Consider the following 17014-nt stretch of genomic DNA (forward strand, 5'->3'; position numbering starts at 1 on the left):
GGGAGACTACTTCCCGCGCTCCTGCCATGCAAGGGAGGATGGCCGCAATCTCGCGGATTTCCGCGGAAGCCGGCTCACCGCCGGCCACACGCTTCAACCGGCCAGCATGCCGCCGCCGCAATGGGCGCCGTGAACCCGGATGTCCGCTTCGCCCAGGTGCAGGCCAAGGGTCGTCAGCGCGCCGTAAACGACCGCATCCAGCGGTTCGGCGATGGTGCCGAGCAGATCGCCCACGGCCGAGATCAGCGGCCCGGGAAGGACGAGGCCCAGCGTCAGGACCTGCACCTCGAGGTCGAGATCGCCGACCAACGAACTGACCAACGACCCGGCGATGGAGCTGGTGCTGACCCGCTTGACCGTGCCGCGCTCGACGTCGAGGCCGGTGAAGCTGACCTGCGTGTCCGACATGTTGCCGACATTCACATGGGCGCGCCCGTTCACCCGGATCAGCGACGCGTCGATGATCTTTGCCCGCGACAGCTGCGGCGTGCGCGAGAAGTCGTCGAAGTCCGCATCGCGCATCTCCCCGATCCACGCCTCGGCAATGCCCGGCCGTGCGGCCACGGTCACCCGCGAAGGCCCGCTCGACGAGCACGCCATGGAGGCGAGCTGCGCCTGCGCATGAGCCAGGTCGACCACCAGCGGCAGGTTGACGCTGAGGTTCTTCAGCAGGCCCTGCCCGCCGACGGAGGCGACCAGCCGCAGCCGCGCCTGCGCCGTCCGCACGCGGGTCGCCTTGGGGCCGATCGCGATCATAGCGGTATGCTGCGGCATCTCGCCGATGGCCAGGTCGAGCTTGAGGCCGAGCAGGCCCGGCACCTCTGCACCGAGATCCACCTGCACCTGCCGCTTGCCGTTGGCGAGGATCGCCGAAGAGGACAGGATCTGCATCGCCGAGACGCGCGCGTCGAAACCGGGTGCCGGATCGCCGATGGCCACGGTCGAGAACGGACCGAGATCGACCAGCGAGGACAGCGGCACCTTCGCGCCCAGCCCGCCGCCAAGCAGCAACCGCTTGAGCGCGAGGTTCGCGGCGGCATCGCCGCTTTCGCCCGTCACCTTGGCCATTGCCGCCACGATGTCCCCGGCGGTGACCGAGGCATCCAGCACGTCCTGGAACGTGCCCGCCTTGAGGTTGATCTCGGTGGCGACCGCATCGATCATCCGGGCGACCTGCACATCGGCGGATGCCAGTCCCTGATAATCCATCACGTTCAGCTCGACCCGCGTGCCCAGCAGCTTGCCCAGCAGCTGGTTTGCAACGCCATCACGAAGCGCCAGCAACCGCGTTCCGACGGAAAAGGCCGCAAGCTCGGCATTCGCGGCCATGGACTGCACGCCAAGGGTCGCAGTCTGCGCATTGAAGACCTTGGCGAAATAGAGCCGCCCGGTCTTTTGCAGCGACACCTGGACCGCGTTGTAGGGCGTGGCATTGGCGGTGAAGCGCTGGGTGTAGTCGACCTGCGGGTCGGCTGCATAATGGCCGCGCACAACCGTGTAGCGGGCATCCATGTCGTTGGCGGCGAGCGTCGCCGCAACCGCGGCCTCGGCACGCGGAATGTCCGAAGCTCCGGCGACGGCGGCGATATCGGCAACGCCCTGAAGCGTCCGGCGCTCCAGATAGAGCGACGCCATGTCGATGGAGATGGCGAGCAGTCCCATCATCACGAAGAAGAAGAAACCGGTCATGATGGCGATGGAGCCATCGCGATTGCGGAAAAACCCGCGAACTCCCCGCCAGCGCGGAAGCCGCACCTGGGCTTTGGCACGCGACAAGGAAGACGAACAGCCCGGAAGGGGGAAAGGCATGATCGGTCTCCTGCTCAATATCCGCCGCGCTTGATCACGGCGACACGCCGGATCGTCTGGCTCGACAGCGGAAGAATGGGACCCAGCGTCCAGATCGGCAGGCGGCTGGCGTCGTAGACGACCGCGACCTTGAACTGGGTCACGTCGCCTGCGACAGGGCCTGCATCGACCGTGACGCTGCTGGCGTCGATGAGAGCGTATTGGCCGGCATTGCGCTGCACATGGTCCGTGACGATGCGCACCCGTTCCTGGGCGGACAGGCCGGCGATGGACGCGCGCGCTGCGTCGGCAGCAAGCTGAGCGACGCTGTGGGTCGCCCCGAAATAGATGCCGTACGCAATAATCCCGAGCATCACCAGAATGAAGACGGGAAGAACCAGAGCGAACTCGACTGCAGACGCACCCGATCTTGCTCGTAAAAAGTGTTTCAGATCCGCAAGCATCTCTGCCTCCATTCGAAGAGAATGGCAGTGCAACATGTTGATGGCCTTGCACGTGATCGTCCTCGCGAGAATTTACAGTTTTCGCGCAACGATCATTTCGAGATATTCAAATCAGATCTCGACAGATACTGGATTCAAAGGTCGCAACAAACATGTCTGAAGCACCATACTGGGAAGTATAGTGCATTCTGCGACCTAATATTGTGTAAACGTTGACAGGCGTTAATGATTTCATACTGCAACCTTTTAGGGACTTCGAATGAATACAAGCGGCAAAACGCACAAATTCCGTAGGGGAAAATACGGCTACGCGGTTGATACAACTGACGGTTTTACACTCACGCAACAGAAAGATCGGAGCGGTCTCTCGCCGCCCGGGCAAAGATGAATCCCCCTCACATCTTCAAAAAAACCCGGTCGCAGCGAGGTGTCTTGCCCGCGCGAGACGGCTTTCACGCGCTACAAACGACCCATTTGCGCATCGATACGAGAGGCCTGCGACCGGATCTCGAGCCGCCCTGGAGGGCGCCAGCCGGCCGCGAGGTCACGAGAGCGGGGCCAAAACGCAAGACACGCGCCGGGCTGGGCCGCGGCGCGTGTCAGAACGTATTCGGATCGGAAGGTGGCAAGAGGCCGGGGGGCGCCCGCTGTCGCGGAGAGCCCCTAGTGCTTGCTCTCGATGAGGAGATAGTGCGTCGGGCCGCTCTCGATCAGCGTCACGCGCATGCGCTTGCTCCGCGTCACGCCGTCGAAACCGCTGACGGTCGCCTGCAACGGCGTGTTGCCGCCCTTGCGCGCGTGCTCGATCAGGCTGACGAAGGTCTTCGGGTGCAGCATCGTCTCGGTGATCGGAGCCGATTCCATCAGTTGCTCGGTCACTGCGAAGGTCTTGCGCGCCGCGGTGTTGGCCGAGACCAGCATGCGTGTGCGCACATCGACGACCAGCATCGGCGCATGAACGCAGTTGAAGATCTGCTGGAAGTCGACCCCGCGCTCCTTGACCTTGGAGGCGGAGAAGACCACGCCGCCGAGCCCGGCCGACACGCGGAAGGGGATCACGTCGAAATTCAGCGTAAAGGAATCGCCGCTGGCCAGGAAGAACCGCTTGCTGCCGTCCATCGGCGCGCGCCGCGCCAGCGCGGTCAGCACGACCGAGGCCAGCGTCTTGCCCACGCGATTGGGAATATGCGCGATGTTGCGGCCGATGCACAGCGAGGTGTCGCCGATCTCGAACAGCTTGTTGAAGGCATCGTTCGCGTAGCGCAGGTAGCCGAAACTGTCGACGACGAGCACCGACTTCTCGCTGTCCTCCACCAGATGGCGAATGAGCGGCGCAACGCCGCGCACGGCGGTGCCGTTCGCCTCGTCCTCCACCTCCGCACCCGACACCGCAATGACGAAGGTCCGCCCGCCCTCGACCTGGTAGCGCATCGCCACCAGCGACAGGCCCGCGCCGAGATCGTCACCGCCGAGTTCGATCGGTCCGGCGCTCCCCGTCTTCACGGCCTGCTGGATGAGCCCGAGGATCTGCTTCTGGTCGTTCTGCGCCATGTGGCGCAGTGCCGTCGACAGCGAGGCCTCGTTGAGACCCGAACGGTGCTCGAAATCGAGCGAACGCGGCTCGAGCCAGATGACACGCTTCGCCTGGATATCGACTGTGAAGAAGGACAGGCCGGCAACCGACATCGCGGGCGCGCCGCTGCCGCTTTGCGGAACCGTCGCGGCCTCGCCCTCCGCCTCGGTCGCGGTCACAGCCGCTGGCCGGGCAGTCTTCTCCATTGCATCCATTTGGCTTTTCCGGTTGCGCTCAAGCGGGCCGGAATCGGCACACGCATGACCTCGATGTGTTGGTGTCCCAACCCTCGCCCAAAGCTCCTGAGATTCGGTAAAGCGGGAAATCCAAATTGATAGGATCTGTTAACCGGATCGCCACGGTTCTGCCGCGAAATGACACAGGAAGTGCCCGATTGGCGGCTTTGGGAAGTCCAACTCGCCGATCACTTTCTCCCCATCAGGCAAGTCCGATTGGACGGAGAAAAGTCATGCGTTCCACATCCCGGTCGTCCCGCAGCCGTTCCGGCACCCGCTTCGGCAAGACGCTCAGCGCCCTTGCCATCGCTGTCCTCGGAGCCTTGCCCGCTCTGCTGATCGCCTCCAGCGCCCGCGCCTCCGGCAGCCTCGTCGTCGAGGACTGGACCATGGGCGCCCTGCTCGCCGCCTTCGGCAGCATGCTGGTGCTGGTGACCGTCCTCGGCAAGCGCCTGTCGCACGGTCTTCTGGCGAGCATCCGCACCCGTTCGCACGACCAGAGGAATTCGTGATGCGTACTCTTTCCCTCAGCACCGCCGCGGGCCGCAGCGTCCGCGCCGCCAGCCGCAACCGCAGCGACGAGGAGCGCGCCGCCATGCTGCTGGCGACCGCAGTCGGCGTCGGCCTTCTGTTCGCCGCCTCGCTCACCCTGTTCGGCGGACCGCTGGCCCATTCGCTCAAGGACCTGGCGCCGCCGGCCGCCGCTGCCGATACCCAGGACCACTGACCGGTACGGGGCCTCAGGCCCCGCCGTCTTTTCGTTTTACGCCCCTTGCCTCGCGCCCCTGCTTCCCGGGGCTGCCGCCACTGGCAAAGCGCCCCGTCAACGCGTACGCTCATCCAAAGCACGCCGCCTGCAGACCACCGGGGACAATCCACCGGCGGAGGCGCGCCCTTGCGATGGATCAAGGTGCCGACTGCAGCTTGCGGCAAGTGTCCGGACAGGGACGGACTTTCGGCACGCGGCTGCACGGCGCGATCCCCCGCCAGCCAAGCCGACACCGCCCCGCACAAGACGGGAGCTGAATGCAAGCCATGGCGGTCAATCTGACACTTTCTCCGGCGACGATGCGCATGCTGGTCCAGAAGGCCCGTGCCGCTTCGGCGTCCGACCTGGACGGCGGCTATGAAGACGGCCGCGACCGGGAAATCGAGTTCGACGCCGACACCCTCCAGGACAGTCACGCCCATGACGGACTCGCCGAGGAAGAGACGGACGATCTGTCGGTCGAGGAACTGGCCGAACTGATCGAAGATCTTAACGTCGACGAGGCAGCCGAGCTCGTTGCGATCGTCTGGATCGGGCGCGGCGACTACGAAGCCGACGATTTCGACCAGGCCGTCGAAGATGCCCGCGACAGGGCCTTTCGCTCGACAGCCAAATATCTGATCGGACTACCGCTTTTTGCCGATCATCTGGAAGCGGGTCTCGACGCCCTGGATCTCTGACGCAGGGAACTCTCCCACAGGCAACGGCGTTTTTCTCTGGATATCCTTTTCTGTGCTCTCCTTCGGCATTTACACATTGTTAACCATGACGGTTAACTCTTCGTCGGCGAGAGAAGAGGTCGGAGACACCGCATGAGCTTCACGGACCGTATGCAGGCAGACGAGAAGGCCGGCCTTCAGGCCGACACGCTGAGCGTACAAAAGCCTTCGCCCTGGCCGATCGCGCTGCGGGTCACCAGCGCCGCCCTCCTTGTCACCCTGGTCTTCTGCTACGCCTTTCCCAACGGCTGATCCCCGGCGCTCCATCAAGCCGCTTGCGGCCGCTTCGCCTTTCCGGTAGCGCAAGCTGATGAGCCGCACCCTCGCCAACACGCTCCTGCTTCTGACCGCCCTGATCTGGGGCTCGGCCTTCGTGGCGCAGGCCACGGCGATGGAGCATGTCGGCCCGCTCACCTTCACCGGCATCCGCTTCCTGATGGCGGCGCTGGCGGTGCTGCCCTTCGCCATCGCCGAAACGCGCCTGCGCCGTGACCGGCCGCTCGACCTGCGCACCGCCGGAGCCTTCACCGCGCTCGGGCTGGTGTTCTTCGCGGCGATTTCCCTGCAGCAGATCGGCCTGCTCACCACCACGGTGACCAATGCCGGCTTTCTCACCGGCATCTATGTGGTCTTGACGCCGCTGGTCGCGCTGCTGGCCTTTCGCGAAATACCGCACCCCGTTGTTTGGCCCGCCTCGCTGGTTACGCTCAGTGGCATCTATCTGCTCGGCGGCGGAGCCCTGTCGGCTCTGACCATCGGCGATCTCCTGATGCTCGTCTGCGCGGTGTTTTGCGCACTGCATGTCGGCATGATCGGCAGCGTCGTGCGCCATTGTGCCCGCCCGCTGCTGTTGTCGGTGTGGCAGTTCGCGGTCGTCGGAACGGCGGCGATCATTCCCGGCCTGTTGCTGGAGCCGGTCAGCATGAACGCCGTGTTGGCGGCGGGGCCGGAACTTCTCTACACCGGCCTTGTGTCCGGCGGCCTCGCCTTCACTCTGCAGGCTATCGGCCAGCGCTGGACACGGGCCGCGGACGCCGCGATCCTGCTGTCCTCGGAAGCTCTTTTCGCCGCCCTGTTCGGTGCCTTGCTGCTGGGCGAAAGGCTTGGGCCGGCGGGCCTTTTCGGCTGCGCCTTGATCTTCGCCTCGATCCTCGCGGTTCAATTGGTGCCGATGCTGGTGCGCCGCCCGCAGGAGAGCGTTGCCGCACCCGCGATCGTGCCGCCAGTCCCGGCCGAAGCGGAACCCGCGAGCCCGGCCTGACCGCATTGACGGGAGACGAGACATCGTGACAGAGACCGCCTCCGCACCCGCTCCCGCCCTTCCCTATTCCGGCAGGATCGATGCGCTCGACGCGGCGCGCGGGGTCGCGCTCGCCACCATGGCGGTCTATCACTTCTCCTGGGATCTCAAGTGGTTCGGAGTGGTGGATTGGCCCGTCGACTCCGGCCTCGGCTGGCGCATCTTCGCCATGTCCATCGCCGGGAGCTTCCTGTTCCTCGTCGGCGTCGGACAGGTGCTCGCCCATCGCGGGAGCGTCCGGGTCGACCGCGCGCTGCGGCGGGCCGGCAAGATCGCCCTGGCCGCCGCAGCCATCAGCCTTGCCACCTATTTCGCGCTGGCCGAGCAATATGTCCGCTTCGGCATCCTGCATGCCATCGCGGCCGGCTCACTGCTGGCCTTGCCGGCGCTGCGCGCCCCGCTCTGGCTGGTCGCCGCCCTGGCAATTGCGGCTGTCGCCGCGCCGCATCTCGTGTCGCTGAGCTTTCCGGGCGATGCCTGGCTCATGTGGACCGGCCTTGTCGCCGAGCCGCCGCTGTCGGTCGACTACGTGCCGCTGCTGCCATGGATGGCAGCGATTCTCGCAGGCGTCGTCGCCGGCCGGCTGGCGCTTGCCGCCGGGCTCTTCGTGCGCCTCGCGGCCTGGACCGCGCGGGGGCCGGCGGGGCGTCTTGCAGCGCTCGCCGGTCGCCACTCGCTGCTCGTTTACCTCGCGCATCAGCCGATCCTGTTCGGCCTGGTCTGGACCGCCGCCGCCCTCGGGCTGACCCCGGACCGCTCGGCCGAGACCTTTGTCGAGCAATGCGTGCAGAGCTGCACCATCACCGGAGAGGAAGCGGCCTGCCGCGCCACATGCAGCTGCACGGTGGAGAGCCTGCGCGCCGACGGCACCTGGGAGGCGCTGCTTGCCCGCCCCGAAGACCCGGGTCTCAACGACCTGCTGGCGGAGCGCTACCGGATGTGCCGGTCGCAGGCGAACTGACCCACCCTTCACCGGAACGTGACACAGGTCACTTCGCCGCCCGCCTCAACCCGGCATTCTCATGCTACACTCATGAGACGACTGGGAAATATGGCAAGCGACGATGGCGAGAACACAGACCGGACGGCGAAAGTGCCGCCTCGCCGTGCGCCTGGACGAGCCGATGGGAGCCCTTGAATGATCCGGCAGGAATGGACCGTCGGTCTGATGACCGGGACGGTGCTGGACGGCAACATCGACGTGGCGCTGCTGCGCAGCGACGGCGAGACCATCGCCGAGTTCGGCCCGTGGACGCTCGCTCCCTATCCGTCCGACCTTCGCCCGCTGCTGGTGGAGACCCTCGCACAGGCGGCCGACTGGGGTTTTTCCGGCGCTGAGCCGGAGATCTTCGCCAAGGCCGAGGCCCGCATCACCGAGGCCCAGTCCGAAGCCGTCGCGACCTTCCTCGAGGAGGTCGGCCTGCCGCATGCGGAAGTCGCTGCCGTCGGCTTCCACGGCCAGACGGTGCTGCACCGCGCGCCCGCGGCCGGGCGAACCGGCCGCACACGCCAGCTCGGCGACGGCGCGGCAATGGCCCGCCGGCTCGGCATCACCGTCGTCAACGATTTTCGCAGCGCCGACATGGCCGCCGGCGGACAGGGCGCCCCGCTGGCCGGCATCTATCATGCCGCCCTGCTGAAACGCGCGGAAGCCGGCCCCGAAACCGCGGTGCTCAATCTCGGCGGCGTTGCCAACATCACCTGGGTCGATGCGTCGGGCGTGCCGCATGCCTTCGACACCGGCCCGGCCAACGCCCCGCTCAACGACTGGATCGGCCGCAAGGGACGCGGCAGCATGGACCGGGACGGGCGCATCGCCGCCTCGGGAAAGGTAGACGAGGATCGCCTCGCCCGGCTGTTCGACCATCCCTATCTGGTCGCGCCCTACCCGAAGTCGCTCGACCGCAACGACTTCACCTCCGCCATGGCGGACGGCCTGTCGGACGAGGACGGCGCGGCGACGCTGACCGCCTTCACCGCGGGTGCCGTCGGCAAGGCACTCGACCGCCTGCCCGCCCGCCCGCAGCGGCTGGTGCTGTGCGGCGGCGGCCGCCACAACCCGGTGATGCGCCGCGAGATCGCGGAACGCGCCGGGGTCGAGGTGCTGATGTCGGAGGATTTCGGCTGGCGGGGCGACGCGGTGGAGGCCGAGTGCTTCGCGCTGCTCGCCGCCCGCACCCTGCGCGCCCTGCCGATCAGCTTTCCCACGACGACCGGCGTTGCCCGCGCCCAGGGCGGCGGCGTCATCCACACGGCCACGGCGGCGGCGAAGGCAGGCAGCCCATGAGCCTTCGCCTTCCCGAAAGCCTTCGGCGGCGCCAGCCCGAAGATCCGCTCGCCGAGCTCTTCCGCGAAGAAGCGGAGACCGAGCGTGTCGCCACCCTGGTACGGCTCAACAAGGCTCTCGCCGATGCGATCGCGCGCCTCAAGACAAGCACGGCACGGTTCCACCAGGCCGATGCGCAGGCCCGCGACGAGGCGCGCCGTCGCTGGCGCCGGCGCCATGCAGAAGCCGGCGAGGCGCTCTGGAGCGTCCTGATCCAGCGCGAGATATGCGGCCTGCGCCATCACGAGGCCTTCCTGCGCGAATTCGACGTGCCCCGGTCCGTCCACCTGCTGATGGGTCCCGCGGCGACGGCGATAGACCCTCCGGATCCGCTGCCGCCTGCCGACGCCGCCCTTCCCCCAAACGACCGGACGCAGCGACCCGCATGATCTCCTCTTTCCCCCTCGCCGGGCTCAAGCCGTGGACCCGGCGCAACACCTTGAGAAATGTTCGCCTGCGCGAATGCAGGAACGTGCAAGAAGCCTTCCCTCGGATCGGCTCGCCGGTATATGGACAGGGCATCCCCACCCCGCAGCGCCGGACAGCCGTGGCAACCATGACCAGACTTCTTGCCCGAAGCCGGAAAACGGCCGTCAACGCGGCGCTCGCCACCCTGCTGCTCGCCTTCATGCCGGCGCCCGACGGGCCGGACGGCTTTCCCGCGCTGACCAGCGAGGCACAGGCGGCCACCACCGTTCCGCCGGGCAACCGCCACGCCTCGCAGCCGCGCATTCCCTTCGCATCCGCCCGCCGCACCGCCGCCGGCAACGCGGGCTACGATGCCAAGTTCGAGCGCATCGTCGGCGTTCTGCGCCGCGACAGCCGGCTGATCCGCGACATCAAGCGCGTCGCCGGGCTCTACGGCATCGACCCGGTGCACATGCTGGGCGCCATCGTCGGCGAGCATACCTACAACTACGACAGCCTCGACAGCGCGCAGTCCTATTACGTCAAGGCGCTGAGCTATGCCGGCATCCGCATGGAGTTCTCGCTCGGCGGCGAACATGTCGAGGAGTTCGTCAAGCGTCCGCAGTTCGATCGCTGCAATGCCGGCCGCAAGGACACCAACACGCTGTGGAACTGCTATCAGCGGGTGTGGGACAGCACTTTCCGCGGCAAGCGCGTCGACGGCACCAGCTATCCCCAGAAGACCTTCAACGAGGCGTTCTTCCAGCCGCTCTTCGCAGGTCAGAGCTTCGGCCTCGGGCAATTGTCGCCGCTGACCGTGCTGATGATGAGCGACAAGGTCGCCAAGACCAGCGGGCTCGAGAAACTCTCGCCCGGCAACGAGCAGGAGATCTATCGCGCGGCGATGGATCCGGGCCGCTCGCTCCACTACATGGCCGCGATTCTGCGCGACGCCATCGACGCCTATCGCGTCGTTGCCAATGTCGACATCTCGAAGAACCCCGGCCTGACGGCGACGCTCTACAATCTCGGCGATCCCTGGGCACGGGCATCCGAGTATCGGCGCCGCCGGGCCGCCGGAACGCAGACCTGGCCGGTCGAGAACTATTACGGCTGGCTGGTCAACGAGAAGATCGAAGTGCTGCGCGGCCTGCTGTAACTCGGCAGGCCGCCCTGGCGGTCGAACCCGGCCCGCACGCCGGGCGCGCACTCACCTCAGATACGGATTGGTCCGCCGCTCATGGCCGATGGTCGAGGCCGGGCCGTGACCGGGTAGGAAGGTGACGTCATCGCCGAGCGGCAGCATCTTGTCGCGGATCGAGGTGATGAGCGTCTCGTGGTTGCCGCCCGGCAGATCGGTCCGCCCGACGGAGCCGGCGAACAGCACGTCGCCGGAAATGGCGAAGCGCAGTTCGGGATCGAAGAACACCAGATGCCCCGGCGCATGACCCGGGCAGTGCAGGATCTGGAAGCTGCGGCCGGCCATGGTCAGGTCGTCGCCTTCCGACAGCCAGGTGTCCGGCTCGACCGAGCGCACGTCTGCAACGCCGAATTCGCGCGCCTGCTGCTCCACCCGCTCCAGCAACGGCCGATCCGCCTCGTGCGGGCCGAGCACGGGAACGGACAGGCGCTCGGCGAGGTCCGCCGCGCCGCCGACATGGTCGATATGGCCATGGGTCAGGACGATCTTCTCCACCTTGACCCCGTGCTCTTCCAGCGCGGCGAGGATGCGGTCAACGTCGCCGCCCGGATCGATCACCGCGCCCGCCTTGGTCTCGCGGTCGAAGATGACCGAGCAGTTCTGCTGGAAGGCAGTCACCGGAATGACGATGATCTGGATGGGGGGCTCCTGGCCCTGCTGTTCCGACATGACGGCTCCCGTCGAGTGAATGGGATGAAGGCGTCCGGCCGCCTGGATGTGCTGGCCGGAGCTGCGGTCGCTGCGACGTCTGCTCGCTCCCCCGGAGCCGGTCGCAGGCACGCGCGCTCAGGTAACCCGCCCGCGGGCGCTCTGGCAACCGCTCGGCGCGGAAATGCCCGGCTGCAGGCGCGCCACCTGTCATTTCGGTCAGGGCGAATCCCGCTCCGCCGCTTCTCCCTTTCGGAAAAAGCCGCCAGGGACGCGGCTTGCAAGGGTTTTCCTTGCCCGGACGGCTTACAAGACCGTATGATATACGCGCGGTTGGCAAGGCTGGAGCGGTGCGCGGGTGCCGAAAGCGTGAGTTCGGGCGGTTCGGCAAGACACAAGACATCGAAATTGGTCACGCTGCACGGTCGCGGCGGAATTCCTCTGGGGAAGTCGTGCGACGGAGTGTGGCTGACAGCCGCATGTGGAACCCGGCGTAGCAAGGACTGAGAAGGCAGCCCTGCGCCGGACGATGAAGATCTGCGAGCCTGCTGCTGCGGCAGGCTCTTACAAGGTGATGTGAACATGGAAGACTGGCGTTCGGACAATCGTCGGCAGGGAAAGCGGCGCGGCGGTTCGAAGGACTATGGTGGGGACGGGGACGAATTCGACGCTGGTTTCGACCATGGCAAGCGCAACAAACCCGAACGGGGCGGCCGGCGCGACAGTTTCGGCGAAGCCGGTTGGACTGCTCCGGAGCCGGGATTCGTGCCGGAAGAGCCCTTTGCGTCGGGTGACCGTTTCGGCGGCGACCGGGGTGACCGCGGCCCCCGCGGCGGCGGCGACCGCTTCGGCGGCCCGCGTGAAGGTGGCGGCGACCGCTTCGGCGGTGGTGGCGACCGCGGCCCGCGTGGCGGCGGTGGTGACCGCTTCGGCGGAGGCGGCGACCGTGGTCCGCGTGGCGGCGGCGGTGGTGACCGGTTCGGCGGCGGCGGTGATCGCGGACCGCGCGGCGGTGGCGACCGGTTCGGTGGCGGCGATCGCTTCGGCGGTGGCGGCGACCGTGGCCCGCGCGGCGGCGGTGGTGACCGCTTCGGCGGCGGCGGCGATCGCTTCGGCGGCCCGCGCGAAGGCGGCGACCGCGGCCCGCGTCGCGGACCTCCGGTGGAGCGTGGACCGCGCCAGACGGGCGTCGTGAAGTTCTTCAAGTCCGACAAGGGCTTCGGCTTCATCATGCCGGACAACGGCGACGCCGATGTCTTCGTGCACATCTCGGCGGTCGAGCGCTCGGGCCTGACCAGCCTGGACAGCGGCCAGCGCGTCTCGTTCGAGACCGAGCCGGACCGGCACGGCAAGGGCCCGAAGGCGGTCGAGCTGAAGATCGAGGAAGGCGGCGACGAGGAGGCGTAAGCCGCCTCGCACCGACCGTTCCTTTCCGGAGTGTCGCGCCGCAAGGGCTTGCGACATCCGGGCGATGAATATGGCGGCGGCCAGCGATGGCCGCCGTCTTTCGTTTTGCCCGCCCCTCTTTTCCGATACAGGCACCTGTCGCCATCCTGCGGCAGGCGGATCGCCATAGCGGAAGACTTGCAAGGCGGGCGGCAAGCAGCCATAGACCAGACATGATCGACATTCGCCCCTTCACTCCTGCCGACACCGATGGAGCCCTCGCCGCCAACGAGGCGAGCCTGCCGGCGGTCAACAGCCTCACGCCGGACGAGCTGCGCGCGCTGGCTGCCCAGAGCCGCCACACGCTGGTGGCCGTTGGCCCCGACGGGGTCGTGGGCCTGATGGTCTGCCTCGACGAGACGGCCGACTACGACAGCCGCAACTTCGCCTGGCTGAAGCAGAACCTCGGCCGCTTCTCCTATGTCGACCGCATCGCGCTTTCGCCCGCCGCGCGCGGCTCGGGCACTGGCGAGCGCCTCTACCGCGCGTTGCTCGCCCTGTTGGCGGCCGACCCGGACAGGGCGGCCCTGCCGCTCGCCTGCGAGGTCAACACGCGGCCGGCAAACCCCGGTTCCCTGCGCTTTCACCAGCGGCTCGGCTTTGCGGAAATCGGCGCCAACGACCACGGCGACAAGGCGGTTGTCTACCTGGCCCGGGCGGTCGTGCCTGCGGAACAGCAAGGAGTTTCAGCGTGAATTATCGGCACGCCTTTCATGCCGGCAATATCGGCGACGTGCTCAAGCACGCGACGCTTGCCCGCATCCTCACCTATATGAAGACCAAGGACACGCCGTTCCGGGTGATCGACACCCATGCCGGCCTCGGGCTCTACGACCTGACAAAGGGCGATGCCCAGCGCACCGGCGAGTGGAAGCAGGGCATCGGCCGCGTGCTGGAAACCCCGCAACCGCCGAAAGTGGCGGAACTGCTGGCGCCCTGGCTCGACGTGGTGCGCGAAGTGAATGGCGGCAGCGGCAAGCTGTCGCTTTATCCCGGCTCGCCGCTGCTTGCCCGCAAGCTGATGCGCGAGCAGGACCGGCTGACGGCGACCGAGCTGCATCCGCTCGATGCAGCCAAGCTCGCCGAGCTCTTCGCCGGCGACTACCACACCAAGGTGATCGAGCTCGACGGCTGGCACGCGATCAAGAGCTTCGTACCGCCGAAGGAGACCCGCGCGCTCGTCGTCGTCGATCCCGCCTTCGAGGAACCGAACGAGTTCGAACACCTCGCCTCCGGCCTCTACAAGGCCTGGCGCCGCTTCGGCACCGGCGTCTACATGGCCTGGTATCCGATCAAGGACCGCAAGCTGGTCAAGCGCTTCTACGATGCCATGTCGGTGTCCGGCATCACCCGGATCTCGGTCGCCGAACATTTCGCCGGCCGGCCGGCTGCGGACAAGCCGATGGCCGGCAGCGGGCTGATCATGATCAATGCCCCCTGGGTGCTGCGCAACGAGCTGCAAACCCTGCTGCCTTGGCTGACCGAAACCCTGCAACAGGGGCGCGGCGCCGAGTGGAAGGTCTTCGACCTGACCGGAGAATAGGCGCGCGGCGCCGGTCATGCGGGTGCTTGACCGGGACAGCCCGCTGACGCATCGTCCACGGGTCCAGACCTGGCCGCCGAGGAGACCGCCGCATGACCGACTTTTCCCGCCCGCTTCTGCGCAGCCTGTGCGGCGCTGCCCTCGCTCTCGCGCTGGCCCTGCCGGCGGCCGCCGGCGAACAGCCCTACTTCTCCTGGAATGGCGACCCGCGCGTCCCCGAATGCGAGGCCGTGTCCGTGCAAGGCGCGGTCATCGGCCATATCGCCAGCGCCGATCCGGTCTATAGCGGCGGGCTGAAGATCCGCGAGATGCACCGCATCACCGAGACCGGCTACAAGGTCAACCAGCCGAGCCCCTATGCACGCCGCTATTGCGAGGCGAGGGCGCAGATGAGCGACGGTCGCGAGCGGCGCGTCTATTATGCGATCATGGAGCACAGCGGCTTCGTCGGCGTCTCCTGGAACCTTCAGGCCTGCGTCGCCGGCGTCGACCCGTGGCGGGTCTATGACGCGAACTGCCGGACGGTTCGCCCCTACTGAGCAGCTCCCGACACGGCAGGACAGGCATGATGCGGCAGACCGCCCCTTGGCAGCCATGGCGAGGCATCGCCATGATGCGGCTTGCGGCTCTTGGCGTGCTCGCGCTCGTCGCATGCGGGACGATGCCCGGCCGTGCCGACGAGTCCGGCCGCTTCGACTACTATGTCCTGTCGCTGTCCTGGTCTCCGTCCTATTGCGCCCGGGCCGGACGCTCCGCCGATCCGATGCAGTGCCGGACCACCCGTCCGTTCCGCTTCGTCCTGCACGGACTTTGGCCGCAATACGAACGCGGCTATCCTGAGTTCTGCCGCAACGATCACGGCCGAGACCTCTCGCACCGCACGGTCGACGGCATGCTCGACATTATGCCGAGCCGCGGCCTCGTCCGGCATCAATGGCGCAAGCACGGCAGCTGCAGCGGGCTGGCGCCGGAGGCCTATTTCGACCTCTCTCGCAAGGCGCTGCAGAAGGTACGGATCCCAGCTGCCTTCAACAATATGGAAGCAGGCGGGCGTGTGGCACCCGATGCGGTCGAAACCGCGTTCCGCCTCGCCAATCCGGGCCTGCGCGACAATGCCATCGCCGTCACCTGCGAGGCCGGCCGGCTGGCCGAAGTGCGGGTGTGCTTCACCCGCGACCTCCAGTTCCGCTCCTGCCGCTGGGTCGACCGGCGCGGCTGCACGCAAAGGCAGATCAATGTCCCTGCTCCCGGTCGCTAGGCACCGCAAGCTGCGCAAGCCTGTTTCCGCCCTCGCGGCCGCTCTCGTCTGCCTGCTGGGCGGGTTGTCCTCGCCGCCCGCAAAGGCCGACACTTTCGGCGACTGGCAGCTCGACTGCGCAACGCGCGAAACATGCCGGCTGGCGACGCAGGGACGCGAGGAGCTGAGCGGTGAGCCGCTCTTCCTCCTCGCCCTGTCACCGAGCGGCGATGCGCTGGCGCTGGCGCTGGAACTTGCGGTCGGCGCGCCTCGCCCGGACGATATCCGCGCCATGCAATGGCAGATCGACGGCGACCTCGTCCATGTGCTGCGCCCCGGCGAGTTCGCCCTGCATGGCGACACCCGCCGCTTCTTCGTCACCGATGCCGCTGCGGGCCGCAAGTTGCTGGCCGCGATGCGCGGCGGCGCGCGCCTGCGCATCTCCTATCTCGATGCGGTCGCCGAAGCGCATGACGCGGTCTTCTCGCTGGACGGCCTGACGGCAGGACTGGAGGCAATGAGCGGGCAGGTGAGCCTTCCCGCCGCACCGAAGATCGCCGCCCCCGCCCTTGCCGAGGTTGCTGCCCCTTCGCGCAGCGAAGCAGTGGCGGCCCTTGGCATTCCCTATGCCGTGCTGGAGCGCCACGCCCGCAGCAGCGACTGCGAGGCAACGGACAGCGCGTCCTTCCGCAATGTCGGCGTTCCCATCGCCGCGCTGGGACAGACGGCCGTGCTCTATGCCATTCCCTGCACGGTCTCTGGCAACACGGTGACCTATCGCCTCTACATGCGCGACACCGGCGAAATCGGCGGCATCGAGACGCTGCATTTCGCCCTGTACGACCCGCGCTTCGGCTGGATCGGAACGGACCTCTTGTCGAATATCCGCTTCGACGATGCGGCCGGCCAGCTGACGGCTGAGTATGTCGGCCCGGGCGACCGCGTGTGCGGCTATCGCGCCAGTTGGTCCTGGCAGGATCACGCGTTCAGGATGGAGCGGTTCGAGGGCCCGAACGACTGCCGCGACGCCGCAAGGCCGGGCAACTGGGCGCGCCAGCATCCCCGTTGACGCGAAAAAGCTCAGCGGCGCAGCATTCCGTCGATCTTCCGCCGCAGGATGTGGGGCGATGCCTTCAGCGGGTCGGTGACCATCGCAAGCACTGGCGTCTGGTCGGAGAACATCTCGTTGACCGCCTGATGGTACCGGCTGAGCGGCACGTCAACGATCTCCGGACGATAGCGGGAGAGGGCGGGACCGGACACCGCATAGATCGCAGCCGACAGGCAAAGCGCCTTGCAAAACGCTCCGAATGGAGAGTGAAGCGAGAGCAGCATTTCGGTCCCTGCGGGTGGCAG

At 67.2% G+C, this 17014-nt stretch carries 20 protein-coding genes; 15 read left to right on the forward strand and 5 right to left on the reverse strand.

Annotation, left to right across the window (positions count from 1 at the left end; genetic code table 11):
* Nucleotides 1–93 precede the first annotated feature (93 nt).
* The 3 genes from BBX35_RS07280 to BBX35_RS07290 form a co-directional block, all read right to left on the reverse strand.
* Nucleotides 94–1809, reverse strand: coding sequence for a TadG family pilus assembly protein (locus BBX35_RS07280; protein WP_083206068.1), 1716 nt, complete (start codon nucleotides 1807–1809; stop codon nucleotides 94–96).
* 14 nt (nucleotides 1810–1823) lie between these two features.
* On the reverse strand, nucleotides 1824–2252 hold the full coding sequence (locus BBX35_RS07285; RefSeq protein WP_067218349.1) for a TadE/TadG family type IV pilus assembly protein: 429 nt from the start codon (nucleotides 2250–2252) through the stop codon (nucleotides 1824–1826).
* Between the two features lie 663 nt (nucleotides 2253–2915).
* Nucleotides 2916–4040 (reverse strand): nitrogen regulation protein NR(II), encoded by a 1125-nt coding sequence (locus BBX35_RS07290; protein WP_083206069.1) that lies wholly within the window; start codon nucleotides 4038–4040, stop codon nucleotides 2916–2918.
* Nucleotides 4041–4294: 254 nt separating this feature from the next.
* Between BBX35_RS07290 and BBX35_RS07295 the strand changes: the two genes are divergently transcribed.
* From BBX35_RS07295 to BBX35_RS07330, 9 genes are all read left to right on the forward strand, one after another.
* Entirely contained in the window at nucleotides 4295–4573 is a 279-nt protein-coding gene (locus BBX35_RS07295) for a hypothetical protein (protein ID WP_067217676.1), read from the forward strand.
* Entirely contained in the window at nucleotides 4573–4788 is a 216-nt protein-coding gene (locus BBX35_RS07300; protein WP_067217678.1) for a hypothetical protein, read from the forward strand. Before BBX35_RS07295 ends, BBX35_RS07300 begins: the two co-directional genes overlap by 1 nt.
* A 308-nt stretch (nucleotides 4789–5096) precedes the next feature.
* Complete coding sequence (locus tag BBX35_RS07305; protein WP_067217681.1) at nucleotides 5097–5510, forward strand: DUF3775 domain-containing protein; 414 nt, start codon at nucleotides 5097–5099, stop codon at nucleotides 5508–5510.
* Nucleotides 5511–5642: 132 nt separating this feature from the next.
* The gene (locus tag BBX35_RS23615) at nucleotides 5643–5801 is read left to right on the forward strand and encodes a hypothetical protein (RefSeq protein WP_158193308.1); all 159 of its coding nucleotides are present in this window, start codon (nucleotides 5643–5645) and stop codon (nucleotides 5799–5801) included.
* 58 nt (nucleotides 5802–5859) lie between these two features.
* Nucleotides 5860–6810: a DMT family transporter gene (locus tag BBX35_RS07310; protein WP_067217683.1), complete on the forward strand. Its 951-nt coding sequence runs from the start codon at nucleotides 5860–5862 to the stop codon at nucleotides 6808–6810.
* Between the two features lie 25 nt (nucleotides 6811–6835).
* Nucleotides 6836–7810, forward strand: coding sequence for a heparan-alpha-glucosaminide N-acetyltransferase (locus tag BBX35_RS07315; protein ID WP_067217686.1), 975 nt, complete (start codon nucleotides 6836–6838; stop codon nucleotides 7808–7810).
* A gap of 177 nt (nucleotides 7811–7987) precedes the next feature.
* Entirely contained in the window at nucleotides 7988–9136 is a 1149-nt protein-coding gene (locus tag BBX35_RS07320; RefSeq protein ID WP_067217688.1) for an anhydro-N-acetylmuramic acid kinase, read from the forward strand.
* Nucleotides 9133–9564: a hypothetical protein gene (locus tag BBX35_RS07325; protein ID WP_067217690.1), complete on the forward strand. Its 432-nt coding sequence runs from the start codon at nucleotides 9133–9135 to the stop codon at nucleotides 9562–9564. Before BBX35_RS07320 ends, BBX35_RS07325 begins: the two co-directional genes overlap by 4 nt.
* 239 nt (nucleotides 9565–9803) lie before the next feature.
* The gene (locus tag BBX35_RS07330; RefSeq protein WP_171901405.1) at nucleotides 9804–10742 is read left to right on the forward strand and encodes a DUF1402 family protein; all 939 of its coding nucleotides are present in this window, start codon (nucleotides 9804–9806) and stop codon (nucleotides 10740–10742) included.
* A 51-nt stretch (nucleotides 10743–10793) separates the two neighbouring features.
* Here BBX35_RS07330 and BBX35_RS07335 read toward each other — a convergent pair whose 3' ends face one another.
* Nucleotides 10794–11453, reverse strand: a complete 660-nt coding sequence (locus tag BBX35_RS07335) for an MBL fold metallo-hydrolase (protein WP_067217693.1) — start codon at nucleotides 11451–11453, stop codon at nucleotides 10794–10796.
* A 561-nt stretch (nucleotides 11454–12014) separates the two neighbouring features.
* On the opposite strand from BBX35_RS07335, the gene BBX35_RS23985 reads away from it, so the two are divergent.
* From BBX35_RS23985 to BBX35_RS07370, 6 genes are all read left to right on the forward strand, one after another.
* Nucleotides 12015–12839, forward strand: coding sequence for a cold-shock protein (locus BBX35_RS23985; protein ID WP_083206071.1), 825 nt, complete (start codon nucleotides 12015–12017; stop codon nucleotides 12837–12839).
* 212 nt (nucleotides 12840–13051) lie between these two features.
* Nucleotides 13052–13573 (forward strand): GNAT family N-acetyltransferase, encoded by a 522-nt coding sequence (locus BBX35_RS07350; RefSeq protein WP_067217697.1) that lies wholly within the window; start codon nucleotides 13052–13054, stop codon nucleotides 13571–13573.
* On the forward strand, nucleotides 13570–14421 hold the full coding sequence (locus BBX35_RS07355; RefSeq protein WP_067217699.1) for a 23S rRNA (adenine(2030)-N(6))-methyltransferase RlmJ: 852 nt from the start codon (nucleotides 13570–13572) through the stop codon (nucleotides 14419–14421). Before BBX35_RS07350 ends, BBX35_RS07355 begins: the two co-directional genes overlap by 4 nt.
* A gap of 92 nt (nucleotides 14422–14513) precedes the next feature.
* Nucleotides 14514–14960 carry a hypothetical protein gene (locus BBX35_RS07360; RefSeq protein ID WP_067217701.1) on the forward strand — a complete coding sequence of 149 codons (447 nt, stop codon included), beginning with the start codon at nucleotides 14514–14516 and terminating at the stop codon, nucleotides 14958–14960.
* 29 nt (nucleotides 14961–14989) lie between these two features.
* Nucleotides 14990–15679, forward strand: coding sequence for a ribonuclease T2 family protein (locus BBX35_RS07365; RefSeq protein WP_244271574.1), 690 nt, complete (start codon nucleotides 14990–14992; stop codon nucleotides 15677–15679).
* Nucleotides 15657–16727: a DUF1176 domain-containing protein gene (locus BBX35_RS07370; RefSeq protein WP_067217704.1), complete on the forward strand. Its 1071-nt coding sequence runs from the start codon at nucleotides 15657–15659 to the stop codon at nucleotides 16725–16727. Before BBX35_RS07365 ends, BBX35_RS07370 begins: the two co-directional genes overlap by 23 nt.
* An 11-nt stretch (nucleotides 16728–16738) precedes the next feature.
* Here BBX35_RS07370 and BBX35_RS07375 read toward each other — a convergent pair whose 3' ends face one another.
* Nucleotides 16739–16993 (reverse strand): hypothetical protein, encoded by a 255-nt coding sequence (locus tag BBX35_RS07375; protein WP_067217706.1) that lies wholly within the window; start codon nucleotides 16991–16993, stop codon nucleotides 16739–16741.
* Nucleotides 16994–17014: the final 21 nt, after the last annotated feature.

This window comes from Stappia indica, from assembly GCF_001696535.1.
GTDB lineage: Bacteria > Pseudomonadota > Alphaproteobacteria > Rhizobiales > Stappiaceae > Stappia > Stappia indica.